Origin of the sequence: Pantoea sp. M_9 (assembly GCF_008631385.1) — a bacterium.
Taxonomy (GTDB): Bacteria; Pseudomonadota; Gammaproteobacteria; order Enterobacterales; family Enterobacteriaceae; genus Pantoea; species Pantoea eucrina.
This window is the reverse complement of sequence record NZ_VWUF01000008.1, coordinates 70,302-89,592: the sequence shown is the minus strand read 5'-3', so window position 1 is coordinate 89,592 and position 19,291 is coordinate 70,302. Positions and strand designations below refer to the sequence as shown.

Below are 19,291 nucleotides of genomic sequence, written 5' to 3'. Positions count from 1 at the left end.
TTCCCGGAGACTGACCTTTTCCCTGATAAGAGAGAAGATGGCAATGACGGCTCCCCTGTTTGTATCTGCTGAGTGGCTGCATGAGCACTACGGTGATGAAGAAGTACAGGTGCTGGATGCGCGCATGGTTCCGCCGGGTCAGGATGCAGTGCGCGATGTCACCGCAGAGTATCTGGCCAGTCACCTGCCGCAGGCAGCTTTCTTTAATATTGAAGCGCTTTCCGATCACACCAGCCCTTACCCGCATATGATGCCCCGCCCGGAGAGTTTTGCTGTCGCAATGCGCGAGCTGGGGGTGATGCAGGATAAGCATCTGATTGTGTATGACGAGGGCAATCTCTTTTCTGCCCCGCGCGCCTGGTGGATGCTGCGCACCTTTGGCTGTCAGCGCATCTCCATTCTGGCCGGCGGTCTGCAGGGCTGGAAAGCCGCAGGTTTTACCACCGCAGACGGCCCGGTGACGCTGCCGGAAGGTGACTTCGCGGCACACTTCGACAGCAGTCAGGTGAAGCGACTGAACGATGTACTGCTGCTCAGCCATGAAGGGGGCGCGCAGATTGTGGACGCGCGCGCAGCAAACCGCTTTAACGCTGAGGTGGATGAGCCGCGTCCCGGCCTGCTGCGCGGACATATTCCGCACAGTCTGAATCTGCCGTGGAACAGTCTGGTAGAAAACGGCGCGCTGAAACCCGCCGCCGAACTGCGTCAGCAGTTTGCGCAGGCAGGTGTGGCGCTGGATAAGCCCATCGTTGCCAGCTGCGGCTCGGGCGTAACGGCGGTGGTGCTGATTCTGGCGCTGACGGCGCTGGGCGTTCGCGACGCAACGCTCTATGACGGATCCTGGGGTGAATGGGGCAGCCGCGACGATTTACCGATCGAAAAATAGTCACCCGCCTGAAACCAGGGCGCCATTAATGGCGCCCCTACGGCAAATTTTGCACTTGACGCGCCCCGCCGGATCCGTACCCGCCNAACCAGGGCGCCATTAATGGCGCCCCTACGGCAAATTTTGCACTTGACGCGCCCCGCCGGATCCGTACCCGCCCGGAACCAGGGCGCCATTAACGGCGCCCCTACAGAAAATTTTGCACCCATCCCCCGTAGGGGGCGCATTAATGCGCCCCGCGTTACGCGCGGACCAGGGCCATACACATCAACCTGCGGGAATTAAATGATGCGCTGACTGCCTTTAAAATCGCGCAGAAAACTGCCCCAGCGCCGCTCATAAAATGGCGTGATATGCGCGGTAAAAAAATGGCTGACGCCCTGCTGTCCGGCATCCACCTCGCAGATATCAACAGGCGCATCATCGGTCAGCGTATCGGTCGCCACGCTGCCTGCGGCCTGAATAATCTCATCGATATCACTGTCAGCTTCGATACCAATCAGCAGATTAGGCGCGTCGTTCACGCTTTCACGCAGGCTGGCAATGTAGGCGCGGCGCACCTGTTTATATTTAGCAAACAGCTGGGTCAGGGAGTCGATCATCTGTGCCGGCGGCTCAGCCACCTCTGACAGCAGCAGCGCGTGGCCGCCCTCCAGCACCGTCTGCTGGCTCAGCGCACTTCCCTCTTCACCCAGCAGATGCGCGATTTCACCCGGCGTAAACTCTTTACCAGCCGGTAACTTCGGATTCAGAAACAGCGCTTCACCCAGCGTCATCTCAAACAGCGTACGTGCCGGCAGGCGCAGCCACGGTTGTTCATCCGCTATCGCCTCGCGCATAGCCTTCTCAGAGCTGAAGAACGGGATCACGCTGCCGCCCCCCTCTTTCTCCCAGTGCTGTAACTCGACGGGCGAGGTCGCGTTAAACTGTTCAGCCGGGCTTTCGCCTGGCACCCAGACATCTGCGGCCAGCAACAGCTGAAAAAACTCCGGGCGATGTGCCGGTTCGGTGGCCGCCAGCTTCAGCACCTCTTCAAGACGATTACTCATGCGTGTTTCATTCCAAAAAAGCGGGCAGGAGATAGCCTGCCCGAAGCGGGATTATTTCAGTAACAGGTTGGCAAGGGTACGCACGCCGAGGCCGGTTGCGCCCGCTGACCACTGATCCACCGCGCTTTTGCGGTAGGTGGCGGAGCAGTCGATATGCAGCCAGCCCTGCTGATATTTTTCAACAAACCACGAGAGAAAGGCGGCCGCGCTGCTGGCGCCGGCGGCGTGAGCCGGGCTGGCGATGTTGTTGAGATCGGCAAAATTTGACGGCAGATGGCTGCGGTGAAACTCCGCCAGCGGCAGACGCCAGAACGCTTCATTTTCGCCGGTGGCGCTGCCCAGCAGCGACTCAGCCAGCACATCGTCGAAGGTAAACAGCGCGTGATAATCATTGCCAAGCGCCGTTTTGGCTGCGCCGGTCAGCGTGGCCGCATCAATCAGCAGCTCCGGCTGCTGCGCGCTGGCGTCAATCAGGCCATCCGCCAGCACCAGACGCCCTTCCGCATCGGTATTCATCACCTCAACGGTTTTACCGTTGCGGTAGCGGATGATATCGCCAAGACGGAATGCGTTGCCGCTGACCATGTTATCGGCGCAGCAGAGATAGAGTTTTACGCGCTTCGTCAGCCCGCGGGCAATCGCCAGCGCCAGCGCGCCGGTGACGGTCGCCGCTCCGCCCATATCGGACTTCATCGAGTCCATAAATGCGCTCTGCTTCAGGCTGTAGCCGCCGGTATCAAAGGTGATCCCTTTACCGACCAGACAGGCGTAAACCGGTGCATCTGCGTCACCGGTCGGGTTGAAGTCGAGCGCCAGCAGCACCGGCACGCGCGATGAGCCACGCCCGACGGTATGGATACCGCTGTACCCCTGCTCGCGCAGATCTTCGCCTTTGGTGATGCGATAGCTGACGGCATCGCCACCCGCGTCTCTGATCAGATCGATAGCGCTGTGCGCCAGCTGCTCCGGACTCAGGTCTTCCGCGGGCAGGTTAATGGTATCGCGCACCCAGTCAATAATTTGCAGACGACGATCGAATTCAGCGCGATCGCTGTCGCTGAGCGCCGGCCATTCCACCTGGCGCGCGCCTTTCGGGCTGCGATAGCCCTGCCAGAATGCCCAGCACTTTTCCAGATCCCAGTCGTCACCGCACAGCGCAACGTGACGGATCCCCTGGCTGTCGAGCTTACGCGCCGCGCGCTGAATCGTCAGCAGCGCATCACTGCCCGTAAGGTGCAGCGTCATACCACTCTCGCTGCTGCTCAGCAGGGCTTTTTCGCCCCAGCGCGCATCAGCAGGCTGCGTGCTGAGCGTAATATTCATCGGTTGTGTTGTCATCGCGTCGCTCCGTTTACGTTTGGTCTCATTCCACGCCAGACCGGCGCGGAGTGGCATGGATCAGCGGGCGGCTGCCGGGGCAACGGCCCGCATCCGGCTGACAGCTTTATTGACCAGCGCAATCGCGTAGTCAATCTCCTCCTGCGTGGTGAAACGCCCCAGCGAAAAGCGCAGCGAACTGTAGGCCAGCTCCGGCTCAACGCCCATGGCGCGCAGCACATAGGAAGGTTCCAGACTTGCCGAGGTACAGGCTGAGCCGGATGAAAGCGCCAGATCTTTCAGCGCCATAATCAGTGATTCACCCTCAACCTGCGCAAAGCTGACGTTGAGGATATTTGGCGCGCTGTGCATCAGCGAGCCGTTGAGCTGTACGCCGCTCAGCTGGCTGATACCCTGCCAGAGCCGCTGACGCAGCGTGGCGAGTCGCGTCATCTCTTCTGCCATCACCTCGCCTGCCAGCGCATAGGCTTCACCCATACCAACAATCTGATGCACCGGCAGCGTTCCGGAACGCATACCGCGCTCGTGTCCGCCGCCGTGCATCTGTGCGTCAATCTTTACCTGCGGCTTGCGGCGTACCCAGAGCGCACCAATGCCTTTCGGTCCGTAGAGCTTATGCGCCGAGAATGACATCAGATCCACCGGCAGCGTGCTGACGTCAAGCGGCAGCTTGCCCACGCTCTGCGTGGCATCCACGTGGAACAAAATGTCACGCGCGTGACAGAGGGCGCCCAGCGCCGCAATATCCTGGATGACACCCGTTTCGTTGTTCACGTGCATCAGCGACACCAGCACGGTATCGTCGCGCAGCGCGGCAGCCAGCATATCCGGCGTGACAATACCGTCGCTGCCGGGCGTCAGCCAGGTCACATCAAACCCTTCGCGCGCCAGCTGCAGGCAGCTATCGAGTACCGCTTTGTGTTCCGTCTGGCTGGTAATGATATGCCGTCCGCGCGCCTGACGGGCGTGTGCTGCCCCTTTAATGGCAAGGTTATCCGCTTCGGTCGCGCCGGAAGTGAAAACTATTTCGCGTGGATCGGCGTTAACCAGCGCCGCAATCTGGTTGCGGGCAACATCCACGGCCTCTTCAGCCTGCCAGCCAAAGCGGTGGGAACGGGATGCGGGATTACCGAAGGTGCCATCCAGCGTCAGACACTGCATCATTCTGCTGGCGACCCGTGGATCCACAGGCGTGGTCGCTGCGTAATCCAGATAGATCGGTAATTTCATGACGCTGTAACTCCGTAAAATAAAACACAGGTCTTTATAGCATGATTCAGCCTGCAGAGAGTAAACCGGTCATGCGGCCGGTGACGGGAGCGCTAACAGCACAAAGCCCCGGGGGCTTAATCGCTAAGCGCCCGGGGCTTTGTAAAAGTCAGTCTTCAGTCAGGCAATACGTTTGCGATCAGGCACGCAGATTAACGTTGATGGTTTCCTGCACGCGGTGCTGCTGAAAACGACGGTTATCCACGCTGTTCTGACGATCGGCAACATCCAGGATTTCCTGATTATTCACCAGCTCAGCCAGCGTAATATTGTTCAGGAAATCGCTGATGCGCTCGCTGAGATCGCGCCACAGAACGTGAGTCAGGCAGCGTTCGCCACCCTGACAGCCCTCTTTACCCTGACATTTGGTCGCATCCACCGACTCATCTACCGCGGTGATCACCGCACCTACCGCGATAGCATTGGCATCTTTGCCCAGCAGATAACCGCCACCCGGCCCGCGCACGCTGGCAACCAGGCCGTGCTTACGCAGACGCGAGAACAGCTGCTCCAGATAGGAGAGTGAAATCCCCTGACGCTCGGAAATATCCGCCAGCGGTACCGGCCCCTCATGCGAATGCAGGGCTACGTCCAGCATAGCGGTAACGGCATAGCGTCCTTTGGATGTCAGTCTCATAGCGTAAAACCTCGTCGGCATCCGCCCTTACTCAGGCGGGTTATCGGTGGAATGTCAGTCAGCGCAGTCTGCCATTCCCGAGTATTTTGGTCAACTATTTAACTGAGTAATTTACTCAACTATTTAACCTGGTGTTTTACTCAACTATTACCCTTGTCGCCTTTGGGTTTTTCAAAGGAGGAGAGCATACCGCGCAGAATATTCAGCTCATCGCGTTCCGGACGGGCGCGCGTATAGAGGCGGCGCAGTTTGCTCATCACCTGGCTCGGCGTGCCGGTACGGATAAAGCCGCTCTCCAGCATCATCTGTTCGATATGCTGATAAAAGCGCTCCAGATCGTCCACCAGCGGATAAGGAGAGGCTTCATATTCCGGCTGCGGAGCCGCTTTTTCCTGCGCATCCAGCCACGCCATACGCACTTCATAAGCGATGATCTGCACCGCCATCGCCAGATTCAGCGAGCTGTACTCCGGATTAGCCTGAATAGCTACGTGATAATGGCACTTCTGCAGCTCATCGTTGGTCAGTCCGACGCGCTCACGACCAAACACCAGCGCGACCGGTGCCTGCTGCCCCTCTTCCACGCTCTTGATGCCGCACTCGCGTGAATTCAGCATCGGCCATGGCAGCGACCGTGAACGGGCGCTGGTGCCGACCACCAGGCTGCAGCCGGCAATCGCCTCATCCAGCGTATCAACAATGCGGGCGTTGCCGATAACGTCGCTGGCACCCGCCGCAAGAGAGATCGCCTGCGAGTCGGGTTTAACCAGCGGATTCACCAGATAAAGGTTGCTTAACCCCATGGTTTTCATGGCGCGGGCAACAGAACCCATGTTGCCGGTATGGGACGTTTCAACCAGTACAATTCGGATATTTTGCAGCATAATTATGAGCGGGTGAGAAAATGATGGCGCGTATCCTAACATAAATGCAGGACATTTGCTGAACACGCTGCTATACTCCGCGCCGTTTTCCCCGTTCTTTAACATCCAGCGAGAGATACCGATGCATCCGATGCTCAACATCGCCGTGCGCGCAGCGCGCAAGGCCGGAAATTTAATTGCCAAAAATTACGAAACCCCGGACGCTGTCGAAGCCAGCCAGAAAGGCAGCAACGACTTCGTGACCAATGTTGACCGTGACGCAGAAAGCCTGATTATCGAAGTCATTCGTAAATCTTACCCACAACATACCATCATCACCGAAGAGAGCGGTGAGCTGGCGGGTGAGGATCAGGATATTCAATGGGTAATCGATCCGCTGGATGGCACCACCAACTTCATCAAACGTCTGCCACACTTCTCCGTCTCTATTGCCGTGCGCATTAAAGGCCGCACTGAAGTGGCTGTGGTTTACGATCCAATGCGTAATGAACTCTTCACCGCCGTACGCGGTCAGGGCGCACAGCTGAATGGCTATCGTCTGCGCGGCAGCAACGCCCGCGATCTGGATGGCACCATCCTGGCGACCGGCTTCCCGTTCAAGGTTAAGCAGCACGCGACACCATACATCAATATTGTTGGCAAACTGTTTACCCAGTGCGCAGACTTCCGTCGCAGCGGTTCAGCCGCGCTGGATCTGGCTTATGTCGCAGCCGGCCGCGTGGATGGCTATTTCGAAATTGGCCTGAAGCCGTGGGATTTTGCAGCGGGTGAGCTGCTGGTACGTGAGGCTGGCGGTCTGGTCACTGACTTCACCGGCAACCACGGTTATCTGCACTCAGGTAACATCGTAGCCGGTAACCCGCGCGTCGTGAAAGCCATGCTGGCTAACATGCGCGATGAGCTGAGCGAAGCGCTGAAGCGCTAAGCAAAAAAAGGCGGCCCGCGGGCCGCCTTTTTTAATGGTACTGATTAGCGACGTTCGTGCGTTAACACCTGACGCGGCTGAGTGCGGCGACCTACACCACCCAGAATCGCTGCCAGTACAGCTTCGATAATCAGCATGATGAAGGTGAACCAGCTCGCTTTCGCCGTAGCAGCGGCAGCCTGTTCTGCTGCTTCACGTGCTTTCTGCTCCGCTTCCTGCTTCAGCTGCTGATACTTCTGCATCGCCTGCTGATAGCTCTGCTCTGCCTGGTTAACAATCTGTTCCGCTTCCTGGTCACTCTTACCGGTACGCGCTTTGATAATATTTTTCAGCGCATCGCGGTCAGCAGCCTGCAGCGTATCAGAATGACGGCTCAGCACGCCTTTAAACCAGTTACTCAAATCAGCATCCGCGTTCTGCGGATTTTGTGCCGTATTTTTTGCCTGGTTCTCAGCGTTGTTCGCTTCGTTATTTGCATCCTGCTGCAGATTTTCTGGTTGTAATTCCGGCTTGCCGGTCTGGCGCAGCGTGGTCTCCAGCTCATTCTGCAGATCGTCGAGGTTAATATTATTTTCCTGCAGCTTCTCTTTCGCCATATTGGTCAGCGAAGGCGCAACAGAAGAAATACCATTACCCAGCGCGTTTACACCCGAACCCAGAATATTAAAGGCGCCGCCAATAATACCGCTCGCCAGTGAGAAAGCCAGCCACAGAGTAATAAGCGTACTGACACCAAACATCAGTAAACCGTGCAGTGCGCCTTCACGCTGAGCCAGACGGCCGGCGATATAACTACCTACCGCCATCGCAATCAGCATGCTGGCACCGGTCCAGATCAGCGCGCCAGTACCAAGATGCTCCAGAGGATTTTGCTCCTGCTGTGGATCAATGGTCGTAGCACCAATTGCCGTACCCAATACTCCCAGTAATATATGAACAATCAGCGCAGCAATAACACCTGCAAATATTGCGCTCCATGAAATGCGTTTTAACGGTAGTCCCGCATGGGTATCGGTCACGGTCTCCGTGATGCCATTATGAGTCCGGATTTCAGGCATGGTATTCTCCTCGCAAAAAACGACGACTGATAAAAAGTTTATTTTAAAAAAGTTAATTCTCAGCTGATGTCATTTAGCGTAGACAGAGAATGCTATTTACACCAGAGGCGCACAGCAGGATATTTTTCTCTGATGGCAGAAAATTAAACATCCAGCAGATTCCGCGTGGCCGGATGTTTATCATGAGCCCGGTTAAAAGGGGCGCAGGCCATTGCTGGCAGCGGGGAGTGCACTCTGCCACAGAAGCGCGCCGGCCAGTATCAGCGCAATCGCCCCCAGCAGCATGAGCAGCGCCATCACTACCGCGGTCCGTTTTTGATCGGCTGCTGAACGGCTCAATCTCGCTGCCAGCACACGTGAACGCTGAACCACAACGCCCAGCAGCGACACCGTCAGTGCGGTTCCCAGCGCCATTGCCAGCGCAGCAGCCACGCCCCACAGATAAACATCAATCACTTTAGCGAATAGCAGCATCATCAGCGCCCCGGAACAGGGGCGCAGACCCATGGAAAGGACCAGCAGCAGCTGAGTCCTGAAGCTCACCGCGTGCGCCAGCTGATGCGCATCCGGTACATGCGTATGGCCACATGCGCAGGATGCGTCATGCTGATGCTGCGCATATATTGTCCGGATCTGCCAGCCCGCTGCCGGATGCAGGGCTGCCCGCAGCGATTTCACGGCGCGCCAGCCCAGCCAGCAGCCCAGCGCGATAACCAGCAGGTAGCTCCCCTTTTCCAGCCAGTAGCTGCTGAGATGGAGCTGGCGCGATGAGGTCTGCAGTACCACCAGCATCAGCGTGACCAGGGCAACGGCTACCCCGCCCTGCAGCAGCGCAGCCAGCAGAGTCAGACGAATGCTGGTGCGCAACTGCGCAGGGTGCGTCGCTAAAAAAGTGGCGATCACCACTTTGCCATGCCCCGGTCCCAGCGCGTGCAGGACGCCATACGCCAGGCTCAGCAGCAGCAGCGTTATCCCCGCCTGGCGCGGCTGTGCCGCAACCTGCTGCAGCAGCTGTGTCAGGGAATGGTTAAGCGCTTTTTGCCACAGCACGCTCTGTAACAGGATGTGCGGCCAGGCGTGCCAGAGCAGCATTGCGGTCAGCAGCAGCAACAGCCCGGCGGCGGGCAGCGGCCAGCGACGCCGCATGGGGAGCGGAATATTCAGCGACATATCAGCGTCACCGTCTGGGCAAACTGGCGGCCCAAATCCATATCTTCCGGCGGCGCGTCAGCTTTATCCAGCGACAGCGCATACTGCTGTAGCGACGCGTCCGGCTGTGGAGTTGTGAGCTTCAGCTGGCAGTGCGCCTTTAGGTTCTCATCCATGGCAATATCCTGTGAGGTCTCATACTGCATATCAACAAAATAGCTGGGATCAAACGTCAGCATACGGTAACGCTTCCCGGCCAGCGGCTGCGGCTCGCCCAGCGGCACAATAAATTCGAGCACGGCCTTGTGTCCGCTACGCGACAAATTGTACTCCTGCGGCAGATTAAGAAATTTTATCCGCGTTTTCTCCTGCCACAGCTCGGTAAAATAGTGCTGACCCAGCACGTTAGCCATCACCTGGGCCGCCAGCTTTTTCCATACCACGTCGCCTGGCCTGGCCTGCCCGGCATCATAAAGCAGGTCGGCGGAGGTGATTTCGTCCATCGTCCAGACCATTTTTATGCCGGTCAGCCGATCGTTCTGGCTTTTCAGCTCTGCTTTCATCGTAATAAAACTGTGCGGATGGCATGCAGCCGCAGCGGAGAAAAACAGCGTAACCAGTAAAAGCGCAATTTTCATATGTTATAAAGTAACAATTTATAAGGTAAAGGTTTACGTGGTCCGAAAAAACTGTGACCCGCCCTGAAGCTCTGAGTAAAAGTCTGCACTGATAGCGTAATTTCAGCGCGATATTGGCTATTCTTAGCTGAAAAATGAGCTGCGGATAAAATACGTGATGAGTTTTGCGCCTGCTACAGCACCGCTCTTCAGCCGTTCCCAGCGACGTTGCCATCTGTTACTGCTGTTATTTCTGCCCGCTCCCGCCCTGACGCTCGATAAACTGTGCCAGCTGAACGGCGTTGATCCTGCGGTTGCCCGTCAGGATATCGCGGATGTGGGCGATGAGATACAGCGCTTTCATCAGCTGGAACTGCATCAGATGGTGGATGGCAGCTTTCGCATTCACGGCACGGAACTGGACAGAAGACTCTGCCTGATCCACTGGCTGCGACGCGCGCTGCGCCTGTCGCAGGCGTTTGTCTGCGACCATTTTGTTCCCGCACTGCGTCAGCGACTCAAAGTTCTGCAGATCGAAAAAGCGCTGTGGGATGAGATCAACCTGCAGGCGCTGATCCAGCACTGCAGCCTGCGGCTGATGCGCAATTTCTCTCCCCGCGACCAGCTTTTTCTGCTTATTTTTATGAAGTATGCCCTTTGCCAGCGTCAGGCGGCGCTGTTCAGCGAGCGGCAGCGCAGCTGGCTGGCAGAGAAAGCGGAGCGTGCCGCAGCAGACGATGTCATTCACCACTGGCAGAAACGCTGTCATCTGATGCCCGATGCCAGCGAAACTGATTTCTGGACGCTGCTCTTTAGTCTGATTCATGCGCCTGACGCCACTCAGCTGAGCGCGCCACAGGCGCACCGGTTGATGAGTGCCACAGAAGCGCTGATTGCGCGTTTTGAACAGCTGGCAAAAACGCGCATCCGCAACCAGCATGAGCTGAAGCTCCAGCTCTATACCCATCTGGCGCAGGCGCTGGACCGCAGCCATTTCTCCATTGGCATCGATAATAGCGTGGCGCTGGATGTGGCGCGGCTCTATCCGCGGCTGATGCGCACTACCGAGCGCGCGCTGTACCATTTCAGCAGCGACTTTGGCACGCAGTTCAGCGCGGAAGAGACCAGCCTGGTGGCGGTGCTGTTTGGTGCCTGGATGATGCAGGAGAGCGCACTGCAGGAGAAGCAGGTACTGCTGCTGACCGGCGTCGACGCCGCGCTGGAGCAGCTGCTGGAGCAGCAGCTGCGCGACATGACGCTGCTGCCGATCAATATAACCTATCAGGATATGCTGCACTTCCAGCGCGAGGGCGCACCGCGCGATGTGGCACTGGTGGTCACCCCCTATGCTATTTCGCTGCCGCTCTTTTCGCCGCCGCTGATCCACGCAGAACTGCCGTTAAGCGATCATCAGCAGCAGCGTATTCTTCAGCTGCTGGACGCCTGAGCCGCAGGACGCAGGAACAGCGCCGGCAGCGCCACCAGCGCCATGACCCAGAAGAGATGCCCCTGCAGATGGGTAAACAGGACGCCGCAGATCATGGTCATCACGGCAATCCCGCCCCCCATCGCCAGCGCCGAGTAAAGCGACTGCAGGCGAATCACCTCGGTGCCTTTACGTGCAGCGATAAAGCGCATCGCCGCCAGGTGACAGATGGTAAAACTGCCGCAGTGCAAAATCTGTGCGACAACCAGCAGCGGCAGCGCGGTTGTGGCGCCGAGCAGCGACCAGCGCAGCAGCGCGCAGACACCGGAAAGCAGCAGCAGATCGCGCGCGCTCCAGCGTCTGAACAGCCGGTTGCTGAGGGCAAAGATTATAATCTCCGCCACCACGCCGAGTGACCACAGATACCCCACTACGGAGGCGGAGTAGCCCGCCTGCTGCCACCAGATGGCACTGAAGCTGTAGTAGGCGGCATGCGCGCCCTGCAGCAGCGTAACGCAGATCATAAAACGCCAGACGCTCTTTTCCCGCAGCAGATCGCGCCACGCCGCCCAGCCGCCGCTGGCGCCCTGTCGCGCCTCCCCCTGCGGACGCGTCTGCGGTGGCAGCAGCATTCCACTCAGCATGGCCACTACGCCCAGACTCAGCAGCAGCAAAACCGCCTGATAAGAGTAAGCGCTGACCAGCATGCCGGTGAGCGCCGAGCTGATGACAAACGCCAGCGATCCCCAGAGCCGCACCGGACCGTAGGCCAGCCCAATCTGGCGCGTCCAGGTTGCCGCCAGCGCGTCGCTCAGCGGCACCAGCGGAGAGAAAAAGAGATTGAACCCCACCATGACCAGCAGCAGCCAGAGCCACTGACCGCCGAACCAGAAGCCGAGGGCGAACAGTGCGGTCAGAAGCGCCAGCAGCCGCAGCGCGACAATCAGCTGAGCCGGATTTTTAACCTGCGAGGCGATAAGCAGGCTGCCGGCGAAGCGCGCGACCATGCCACAACCGAGCAGCAAGCCAATTTTTTCCGCATCAAGTCCGCTGCCCTGCAGCCAGACGCTCCAGAAAGGTAAATAGANAAAAAAAGTAGGTGAAATAGCTCAGTCCCAGCCATCTGGCTGATGCGATGGTCATGCTCTCTCCTGTGGCGCGCGCCACTGCCTGCGGTTTGGGCGCTACTTTGGCAAAGCACCGGCCAAAAAGAAACCCGCAGAGCGGATCAATTGTGCGCTAAGCAGCGGAAAATACGCCAATAAAAAAGGATGGCCGGAGCCATCCTTTTTTTATCAGCTAAAACCTGTCAGGCATAAACGGGCAGACGGGCACAGATATCGAGCACTTTCTGTTTGGTGCGTTCGATGGTGGCTTCGTCATTCACGTTATCCAGCACGTCGGCGATCCAGCCAGCCAGTTCACGCACGTCTGCTTCTTTGAAGCCGCGACGGGTTACCGCTGGTGTACCGATACGCACGCCAGAAGTCACAAACGGGCTTTTCGGATCGTTTGGCACGCTGTTTTTGTTCACGGTGATATTTGCACGTCCCAGCGCGGCATCCGCTTCTTTACCGGTCAGGCCTTTGCTCACCAGATCGATCAGGAACAGATGGTTATACGTACCGCCGGAAACGATGTTGTAACCGCGCTCCAGCAGGACTTCAACCATCGCTTTAGCGTTTTTAGCCACCTGCTGCTGATAGGTTTTGAACTCCGGCTCCATCGCCTCTTTGAAAGCCACGGCTTTACCGGCGATGACGTGCATCAGCGGGCCGCCCTGGCCGCCAGGGAAGACAGCTGAGTTGAGCTTCTTATACAGTTCCTCATCTCCGCCCTGCGCCAGAATCAGGCCGCCACGCGGACCCGCCAGCGTTTTATGCGTCGTCGTGGTCACGATATGCGCGTGCGGAACCGGGTTAGGATAGACATCAGCTGCCACCAGACCTGCCACGTGAGCCATATCCACGAACAGCCAGGCGCCGATGCTGTCAGCGATTTCACGCATTTTTGCCCAGTCGCAGACGCCGGAGTAGGCAGAAAAGCCGCCGATGATCATTTTTGGCTTATGCGTCTGTGCCAGCTCGGCCAATTCGTCATAGTTAATTTTGCCGGTTTCATCGATGCCGTACGGGATAACGTTGTAGAGTTTTCCGGAGAGATTGACCGGTGAACCGTGGGTCAGGTGACCACCGTGTGCCAGATTCATGCCCAGAATGGTATCACCCGGCTGCAGCAGCGCGGTGTAAACAGCGAAGTTTGCCTGCGAACCAGAGTGAGGCTGAACGTTGGCAAAATCTGCACCAAACAGCGCTTTTGCGCGGTCGATTGCCAGCTGCTCAACGATATCAACATATTCACAACCGCCGTAGTAGCGCTTGCCCGGATAGCCTTCCGCGTATTTATTGGTGAGCTGTGAACCTTGCGCCTGCATAACGCGCGGGCTGGTGTAGTTTTCTGAAGCGATCAGTTCAATGTGCTCTTCCTGACGCACTTTCTCCTGCTCCATAGCCTGCCACAAATCGGCATCATAATCGGCAATGTTCATATCACGCTTTAACATCCGCATCTCCTGACTCAGCAACTTTAACGGCAATTTAAGCCCCCGCTTAGGGGCGAAGGCCAACAGTGTAAACGGTTTTGCCAGGGGACGATAGCGCCAGGGTGCTCTTTTTACGCAAACGATTGGCATGCCGCTGGAACGCCTTTTTTACGCTTTAGCTGCACGCAGAAAAAGGGCATGGATTGACGGACGGTAAGCGTAAACCGCCCGGAATGCGTACCCGGCTCGCGCTAAAAGCCGCTGCTGCCGGTTTACAGCCGGACGTGCGCGGCATAAGATGCATTTAAAATACATCTTTTAAATTATCCGCTGAGGAACACACCATGCTCGACGCTCAGACTATCGCGACCATTAAATCTTCCGTACCCACTATTGCAAAAATGGGACCCGCTCTTACCGGCTGTTTTTACCACAAACTGCTGAACGATCATCCTGAACTGAAAAATGTGTTTAACATGAACAATCAGCGCAGCGGCGATCAGCGTGAAGCCCTGTTTAATGCAATTTGCGCTTACGCCACCCATCTGGAGGATTTACCAGCGCTGCTGCCGGCGGTCGAGAAAATTGCGCAGAAGCACGCCAGCCTGAATATCCGGCCTGAACAGTACGATCTGGTAGGCGCCACGCTGCTGGCCACCATCAAAGAACAGCTCAATCCGGGCGATGAGGTACTTACGGCCTGGGGTAAAGCGTATGCGCTGCTGGCGCAGGTCTTTATTGAGCGTGAAGAAGCTATCTATCAGGCTTCTGAGCAGAAGAGCGGTGGCTGGCGCGGCCTGCGTGACTTTCGTATCCGCCGCATCACGCCGGAAAGCAGCGTGATTACCAGTCTGGAGCTGGTTCCCAATGACGGGCAGCCGGTGGCCGGTTTCCTGCCGGGGCAATATCTGACGCTCAGCCTGCGTCTGACAGAAAACGGGTTTATGCAGCATCGCCAGTACTCGCTGACGCACGCGCCTGACGGCAAAGCCTACCGTATTGCTGTCAAACGTGAAGCGCACGGCACCGTGTCGGGCTGGCTGCACGACTGCGCCCGGGTGGGAAATATTGTGCAGTGCAGCGCGCCGGCGGGTGATGTCGTGCTGCAGACCACACCAGCGACGCCGGTGACGCTGATCTCAGCGGGCGTCGGCCAGACGCCAATGTTAGCGATGCTCGCGGTGCTGGCGCAGCAGCAGCATCCGGCAGCTGTGACCTGGCTGCACGCGGCTGAAAATGGCGCGCAGCACGCCTTTGCGCGGGAAGTTGCCGCGCTGGGCGCCACCCTGCCGCACTTTCGCAGTCACGTCTGGTATCGCCAGCCTGCCAGCGACGATGCCGGCCGGTATGATGCAGCGGGCGTAATGGATCTGGCCTGCGTGTCAGCGGAGCTGAACCAGCCGGATCGCGCGTTCTGGCTCTGCGGGCCGCTGCCGTTTATGCAGTTTGTCGCTCGCCAGCTGCTGGATGCAGGCGTCGATACCGCACGCATTCACTATGAGGTTTTCGGCCCGCACAAGGTGCTGTAACCGCGGCAATAAAAAAGCCTGCCGCAGGCAGGCTTTTACTGTGACGCCGGACAGAGGATCAGATTGCCTCCTCATCCTCTTCGCCGGTGCGGATACGCACCACGCGCGCCACGTCAAATACGAAAATTTTACCGTCGCCGATTTTGCCGGTCTGCGCCGTTTTCATGATGGTTTCCACGCAGGTATCGACGATGTCATCCCCGACAACCATCTCGATTTTTACCTTGGGCAGAAAATCGACCATATATTCGGCACCACGATAGAGCTCGGTGTGACCTTTCTGGCGTCCAAACCCTTTAACTTCGCTCACCGTCATCCCGGTGATGCCGACTTCCGCCAGCGCTTCACGCACATCATCAAGTTTGAATGGTTTAATAATTGCATCGATCTTTTTCATCGCAGATCCCTTTTTCGCTCCCTCCATGACGGACGGATAACAGAAAGTATATATCGCTAACGGCGCCTGTGGCGCGGCAAACTACTCTTTAAAGTCGCTGGCGTCCAGCTCATGACGAGACAGCAGCTTATAGAACTCGGTACGGTTACGTCCAGCAAGACGCGCAGCGTGAGTAACGTTGCCTTTGGTCATCTGCAGCAGCTTGCGCAGATAGTTCAGCTCAAACTGGTTGCGCGCTTCCGCAAAGGTAGGCAGCGCGGTGTTCTCGCCCGACAGCGCCTGCTCCACCAGCGCTTCACCAATCACGGGTGCAACGGTCAGCGCAACGCACTGCTCAATGACGTTAACCAGCTGACGGACGTTACCCGGCCAGCTGGCGCTGACCAGCCGCTTCATTGCACCGGCAGAGAAGCTGCGGACGAATGGCTTGTGGCGTCCGGCGGCCTGACGCAGTAAATGGTTAGCCAGCAGCGGAATATCTTCAGCACGCTCGTGCAGCGCCGGAAGTTTAAGATTCACCACATTGAGCCGGTAGTAAAGATCTTCCCGAAAACTCTTTTTCTCCATCGCTTTTGGCAGGTCGCGATGGGTGGCAGAAAGGATACGTACGTTGATCTCCACATCCCGGTTACTGCCCAGCGGACGCACTTTGCGCTCCTGCAGCACGCGCAGCAGTTTGATCTGCAGCGCCGGAGGCATATCGCCAATCTCATCCAGAAACAGCGTGCCGCCCTCTGCTGCCTGAAATAATCCTTCGCGCGCGCTGACCGCCCCGGTAAATGCGCCGCGCGCGTGGCCAAACAGCTCTGACTCCAGCAGCTGCTCCGGCAGTGCGCCGCAGTTAATGGCGATAAAGGGTTTCACCGCGCGCGGACTGGCAGCATGGATTGCCTGTGCCAGCACCTCTTTCCCGGTGCCGCTCTGACCGTTGATCAGTATGGAGACGTCCGACTGCGCCACCATATGCGCCTGCTCCAGCAGCCGCTGCATCAGGGGATTCCGGGTGACAATCGCTTCGCGCCACCGGTCGTCACTGACCGGTGCACGCAGCGCCAGCGCCTCATCGATCGCTTTATACAGCGCATCGCGATCCACGGGCTTGGTGAGAAAGCTGAATACCCCCTGCTGCGTGGCAGAAACCGCATCGGGTATGGAGCCGTGCGCGGTCAGGATAATGACCGGCAGCCCGGCGTGACGCCGCTGAATTTCGCCAAACAGCGCCAGCCCGTCCATCTCATCCATACGCAGATCGCTGATGACCACATCCGCTGGCTCTTTCTGCAGCTGACGCAGCGCCTCAGCCCCGCTGGCGGCAGTAACGACCTGAAAACCTTCGCTGCTGAGACGCATCCCGAGCAGCCTGAGCAGGCCAGGGTCATCATCTACCAGCAGTAAACGGGCACGTGCACTCATGGCTGCTCTTCCCGGCTTTCATCCCCGGCGTGCGGGCTGTCGCTGCTGTCCGGCGCTTTACGCGACGAAAGCTGGCGCTCTATGTCAGTCAGCCGCTCCAGTTTGCGCTGGGTTTCGTTCAGCGCCTGGTGCAGCCGGGCCTGCTGATGGCGCAGGGCATCCAGTTCGCTATCGTGACTCTGCTGCAGCGCGCTGTAGCGGCTGCGCGCCTCGCTCAGCTCCAGCTGTGCAGCCTGGTTACTGCGCCACAGCTGGATCAGCGGACGCACCGTTGCGGGAAAGTCTGCGCTGTAGCTGTCAAGCGTGGCGATATACTGACGGCGCTCAACCGGCGTAACGTTACCGTTCGCCAGTAGAATGCCCTGCTTGAAGGCGCGCGCCCAGCTCTGCACCGGCCAGCGGCGGGCCTCCGCGCGGGCTTCCGCCGCCGAAAACCGTTCGCTGCAGTCAATCGCTCGCTGCCAGTAAAGCGGATTGTTTACCGCCGCTGCGGTTTCAGCAGGCCATACGTTCTGGCAGGCGGTGGTAAGGTAGTCCGGCAGCCGGGTATCGGGTTCTGTGACGCTGATATGCTCACGCTGGGGCATGGGCACCGCATGCGGCTGGCAGGCGCTCACGCCGCTCAAAATAAGTACGCTCAGAAGAGCTTGTCTGATAAGGCGTTTCATGGTTCAGGTTTCCTGGCACCGGCGGGTAAAATAATGCGGAAACAGACATCTGCCTCTTTGTGACTGACCAGCTGCAGGTCTCCCTGCATGCGACGCAGACAATCTTTTGCAATGCTCAGGCCCAGGCCGCTGCCTTTTACGGGCCCCTGCCGCTGCTGGCTGCCCTGATAGAAAGGTTCGAAGATCATCGCCTGCTCCTCTGGCGGAATCGGGGTACCGCTATTCGCCACGTCAATCCACACCCGGTCGCCTTTTTGCCGGCTGTGCAGCCAGATGTTACCGGATTCACGACCATAGTTCACGGCGTTCGAGTAGAGGTTATCGATAACGCGCTCCAGCAGCGTCGCTTCCGCCAGACAGCGGGTGGCCTGCAGATCAACGTGCGTTTTTATTCGCCGGGCGCTGGCAGGCAGCGAATGCACGCGGGTGACAGCCGCCACGATCGCATCCAGCGCGACCGGCTCCGGAGTAAGCGGCATCTCGTTCAGCTTGCGGTTGTAATCCAGCAGCTGCTCAATCAGGCGCTGCAGATGGCGACTGCTGCTGTCGAGAATAGCGACGATCTCCTGCTGCTCTGCGTTGAGCGGCCCGGCAACGCCATCGGCCAGCAGCTCTGTGCCTTCGCGCAGGCTGGCGAGCGGCGTTTTCAGCTCGTGTGAAAGATGACGTAAAAATTCATGTCGCTGCGCCTCCAGCCAGCTCAGCCGTTCGCTAAGCCAGGCAATACGCTGTCCCAGCGAGCGCAGCTCACGCGGTCCGCGAAAGCTGACGTTATTTTCCAGCGACTGCCCTTCCCCCAGCCGGTTGATCATCCGCTCCACGCGCTTTACCGGCCCGATAATCATGCCGGTAAACAGCAGCACCAGCATCAGCGTAACCAGGAACAGGATCAGCGCCTGCCAGCCAAAGAACTGACCGCGTTCGGCGATATCGCGCTGCAGCTGCAGCCCGCGGGAAAACACCACGTCGCGCGTCGCCTGCACCATACGCGCGTTAGCGTCAGAAAAGCGCTCCAGCGCGGCGGCACCGGATGCTGAAGGATTACCGTTTTCGCAGGCGGCCGTGGCGAGCTGCGGCAGCGTACTGCGCAGCAGGGTAAACGTGGGCAGTTCCGGCAGGCTGGCCGCATGGCTGTTCAGCATCTGCCCGTAGCGCGTCCACTGGGTGGTATAGAGTCTGGCCAGCGCAGCATCACCGAGCACGCAATATTGACGATAGCTGCGCTCAAGCTCCAGGGCGGTGCGGGCCATCGCCTCGCTGCGCCGCACGTCGGTAAAGGTGTTGCGATTGGTGTCTGCCGCCTGATTACTGAGCGCAGAGAGGCTTTCCCACGCCTGCCACGCCAGCACCAGCAGCGGCAGCAGCACCAGTAAAAAGGCCATCAGAACCAGTTGTCGCAGGGATCGGGGAAACGGACGCCATCTCATACTGCCGCGCTCTCGTAAAAAGTGTGCTGCAAGCATGCTAGCTAACTCTGGCGCGCTTAGAAAGCCGGAAATGCAAA

Annotated in this window: 17 protein-coding genes and 1 pseudogene; 4 read left to right on the top strand and 14 right to left on the bottom strand. The window is 58.3% G+C overall.

Features of this window, described 5'->3' with window-relative positions; all coding sequences use genetic code 11:
• Positions 1-43 precede the first annotated feature (43 nt).
• Positions 44-886 carry a 3-mercaptopyruvate sulfurtransferase gene (sseA, locus tag F3I15_RS12720; protein WP_150018156.1) on the top strand — a complete coding sequence of 281 codons (843 nt, stop codon included), beginning with the start codon at positions 44-46 and terminating at the stop codon, positions 884-886.
• A 281-nt stretch (positions 887-1,167) separates the two neighbouring features.
• Here sseA and sseB read toward each other — a convergent pair whose 3' ends face one another.
• The 5 genes from sseB to trmJ all read right to left on the bottom strand — a co-directional run bounded on the left by sseB (position 1,168) and on the right by trmJ (position 6,063).
• The gene (gene sseB, locus F3I15_RS12715) at positions 1,168-1,935 is read right to left on the bottom strand and encodes an enhanced serine sensitivity protein SseB (RefSeq protein ID WP_150018155.1); all 768 of its coding nucleotides are present in this window, start codon (positions 1,933-1,935) and stop codon (positions 1,168-1,170) included.
• 51 nt (positions 1,936-1,986) lie between these two features.
• A complete protein-coding gene (pepB, locus tag F3I15_RS12710; RefSeq protein ID WP_150018154.1) occupies positions 1,987-3,273 on the bottom strand; it encodes an aminopeptidase PepB in 1,287 nt (428 codons plus the stop codon).
• A gap of 60 nt (positions 3,274-3,333) precedes the next feature.
• Positions 3,334-4,503 (bottom strand): IscS subfamily cysteine desulfurase, encoded by a 1,170-nt coding sequence (locus F3I15_RS12705; RefSeq protein ID WP_150018153.1) that lies wholly within the window; start codon positions 4,501-4,503, stop codon positions 3,334-3,336.
• A gap of 178 nt (positions 4,504-4,681) precedes the next feature.
• The gene (iscR, locus tag F3I15_RS12700) at positions 4,682-5,179 is read right to left on the bottom strand and encodes a Fe-S cluster assembly transcriptional regulator IscR (protein WP_039379638.1); all 498 of its coding nucleotides are present in this window, start codon (positions 5,177-5,179) and stop codon (positions 4,682-4,684) included.
• Positions 5,180-5,319: 140 nt separating this feature from the next.
• Positions 5,320-6,063: a tRNA (cytosine(32)/uridine(32)-2'-O)-methyltransferase TrmJ gene (gene trmJ, locus F3I15_RS12695; protein ID WP_039385614.1), complete on the bottom strand. Its 744-nt coding sequence runs from the start codon at positions 6,061-6,063 to the stop codon at positions 5,320-5,322.
• A gap of 121 nt (positions 6,064-6,184) precedes the next feature.
• Between trmJ and suhB the strand changes: the two genes are divergently transcribed.
• Positions 6,185-6,988 (top strand): inositol-1-monophosphatase, encoded by an 804-nt coding sequence (suhB, locus tag F3I15_RS12690; protein WP_150018152.1) that lies wholly within the window; start codon positions 6,185-6,187, stop codon positions 6,986-6,988.
• 44 nt (positions 6,989-7,032) lie between these two features.
• On the opposite strand, the gene F3I15_RS12685 is transcribed toward suhB, so the two are convergent.
• The 3 genes from F3I15_RS12685 to F3I15_RS12675 form a co-directional block, all read right to left on the bottom strand.
• A complete protein-coding gene (locus F3I15_RS12685) occupies positions 7,033-8,046 on the bottom strand; it encodes a TIGR04086 family membrane protein (RefSeq protein WP_039379643.1) in 1,014 nt (337 codons plus the stop codon).
• 192 nt (positions 8,047-8,238) lie between these two features.
• Positions 8,239-9,216: a nickel/cobalt transporter gene (locus F3I15_RS12680; protein WP_150018151.1), complete on the bottom strand. Its 978-nt coding sequence runs from the start codon at positions 9,214-9,216 to the stop codon at positions 8,239-8,241.
• Positions 9,207-9,833: a DUF1007 family protein gene (locus F3I15_RS12675; RefSeq protein ID WP_150018150.1), complete on the bottom strand. Its 627-nt coding sequence runs from the start codon at positions 9,831-9,833 to the stop codon at positions 9,207-9,209. Before F3I15_RS12675 ends, F3I15_RS12680 begins: the two co-directional genes overlap by 10 nt.
• Before the next feature lie 157 nt (positions 9,834-9,990).
• Between F3I15_RS12675 and csiE the strand changes: the two genes are divergently transcribed.
• A complete protein-coding gene (gene csiE, locus F3I15_RS12670) occupies positions 9,991-11,259 on the top strand; it encodes a stationary phase inducible protein CsiE (RefSeq protein ID WP_150018198.1) in 1,269 nt (422 codons plus the stop codon).
• Here the strand turns inward: csiE and F3I15_RS12665 are convergent.
• Together F3I15_RS12665 and glyA are read right to left on the bottom strand one after the other, a co-directional pair.
• Positions 11,241-12,381: pseudogene (locus F3I15_RS12665) on the bottom strand (3-phenylpropionate MFS transporter). The gene csiE and the pseudogene F3I15_RS12665 sit on opposite strands and share 19 nt — an antisense overlap.
• A gap of 166 nt (positions 12,382-12,547) precedes the next feature.
• Positions 12,548-13,801: a serine hydroxymethyltransferase gene (gene glyA, locus F3I15_RS12660; RefSeq protein WP_150018149.1), complete on the bottom strand. Its 1,254-nt coding sequence runs from the start codon at positions 13,799-13,801 to the stop codon at positions 12,548-12,550.
• A 323-nt stretch (positions 13,802-14,124) separates the two neighbouring features.
• On the opposite strand from glyA, the gene hmpA reads away from it, so the two are divergent.
• On the top strand, positions 14,125-15,309 hold the full coding sequence (gene hmpA / locus F3I15_RS12655; RefSeq protein WP_150018148.1) for an NO-inducible flavohemoprotein: 1,185 nt from the start codon (positions 14,125-14,127) through the stop codon (positions 15,307-15,309).
• Positions 15,310-15,367: 58 nt separating this feature from the next.
• Here the strand turns inward: hmpA and glnB are convergent, their stop codons facing one another.
• The 4 genes from glnB to F3I15_RS12635 all read right to left on the bottom strand — a co-directional run bounded on the left by glnB (position 15,368) and on the right by F3I15_RS12635 (position 19,214).
• Positions 15,368-15,706 (bottom strand): nitrogen regulatory protein P-II, encoded by a 339-nt coding sequence (gene glnB / locus F3I15_RS12650; RefSeq protein WP_007886217.1) that lies wholly within the window; start codon positions 15,704-15,706, stop codon positions 15,368-15,370.
• 81 nt (positions 15,707-15,787) lie between these two features.
• Entirely contained in the window at positions 15,788-17,119 is a 1,332-nt protein-coding gene (gene glrR / locus F3I15_RS12645) for a two-component system response regulator GlrR (protein WP_150018147.1), read from the bottom strand.
• On the bottom strand, positions 17,116-17,787 hold the full coding sequence (gene qseG / locus F3I15_RS12640; RefSeq protein WP_150018146.1) for a two-component system QseEF-associated lipoprotein QseG: 672 nt from the start codon (positions 17,785-17,787) through the stop codon (positions 17,116-17,118). Before qseG ends, glrR begins: the two co-directional genes overlap by 4 nt.
• Positions 17,784-19,214, bottom strand: a complete 1,431-nt coding sequence (locus tag F3I15_RS12635; RefSeq protein WP_108569437.1) for a HAMP domain-containing sensor histidine kinase — start codon at positions 19,212-19,214, stop codon at positions 17,784-17,786. Before F3I15_RS12635 ends, qseG begins: the two co-directional genes overlap by 4 nt.
• Between the last annotated feature and the right edge of the window lie 77 nt (positions 19,215-19,291).

Bases quoted from the DNA above. Each gene is read 5' to 3' on its own strand.
- sseA (WP_150018156.1), top strand. From the start codon at position 44: ATGACGGCTCCCCTGTTTGTATCTGCTGAGTGGCTGCATGAGCACTAC.
- sseB (WP_150018155.1), bottom strand. From the start codon at position 1,935: ATGAGTAATCGTCTTGAAGAGGTGCTGAAGCTGGCGGCCACCGAACCG.
- pepB (WP_150018154.1), bottom strand. From the start codon at position 3,273: ATGACAACACAACCGATGAATATTACGCTCAGCACGCAGCCTGCTGAT.
- F3I15_RS12705 (WP_150018153.1), bottom strand. From the start codon at position 4,503: ATGAAATTACCGATCTATCTGGATTACGCAGCGACCACGCCTGTGGAT.
- iscR (WP_039379638.1), bottom strand. From the start codon at position 5,179: ATGAGACTGACATCCAAAGGACGCTATGCCGTTACCGCTATGCTGGAC.
- trmJ (WP_039385614.1), bottom strand. From the start codon at position 6,063: ATGCTGCAAAATATCCGAATTGTACTGGTTGAAACGTCCCATACCGGC.
- suhB (WP_150018152.1), top strand. From the start codon at position 6,185: ATGCATCCGATGCTCAACATCGCCGTGCGCGCAGCGCGCAAGGCCGGA.
- F3I15_RS12685 (WP_039379643.1), bottom strand. From the start codon at position 8,046: ATGCCTGAAATCCGGACTCATAATGGCATCACGGAGACCGTGACCGAT.
- F3I15_RS12680 (WP_150018151.1), bottom strand. From the start codon at position 9,216: ATGTCGCTGAATATTCCGCTCCCCATGCGGCGTCGCTGGCCGCTGCCC.
- F3I15_RS12675 (WP_150018150.1), bottom strand. From the start codon at position 9,833: ATGAAAATTGCGCTTTTACTGGTTACGCTGTTTTTCTCCGCTGCGGCT.
- csiE (WP_150018198.1), top strand. From the start codon at position 9,991: ATGAGTTTTGCGCCTGCTACAGCACCGCTCTTCAGCCGTTCCCAGCGA.
- glyA (WP_150018149.1), bottom strand. From the start codon at position 13,801: ATGTTAAAGCGTGATATGAACATTGCCGATTATGATGCCGATTTGTGG.
- hmpA (WP_150018148.1), top strand. From the start codon at position 14,125: ATGCTCGACGCTCAGACTATCGCGACCATTAAATCTTCCGTACCCACT.
- glnB (WP_007886217.1), bottom strand. From the start codon at position 15,706: ATGAAAAAGATCGATGCAATTATTAAACCATTCAAACTTGATGATGTG.
- glrR (WP_150018147.1), bottom strand. From the start codon at position 17,119: ATGAGTGCACGTGCCCGTTTACTGCTGGTAGATGATGACCCTGGCCTG.
- qseG (WP_150018146.1), bottom strand. From the start codon at position 17,787: ATGAAACGCCTTATCAGACAAGCTCTTCTGAGCGTACTTATTTTGAGC.
- F3I15_RS12635 (WP_108569437.1), bottom strand. From the start codon at position 19,214: ATGAGATGGCGTCCGTTTCCCCGATCCCTGCGACAACTGGTTCTGATG.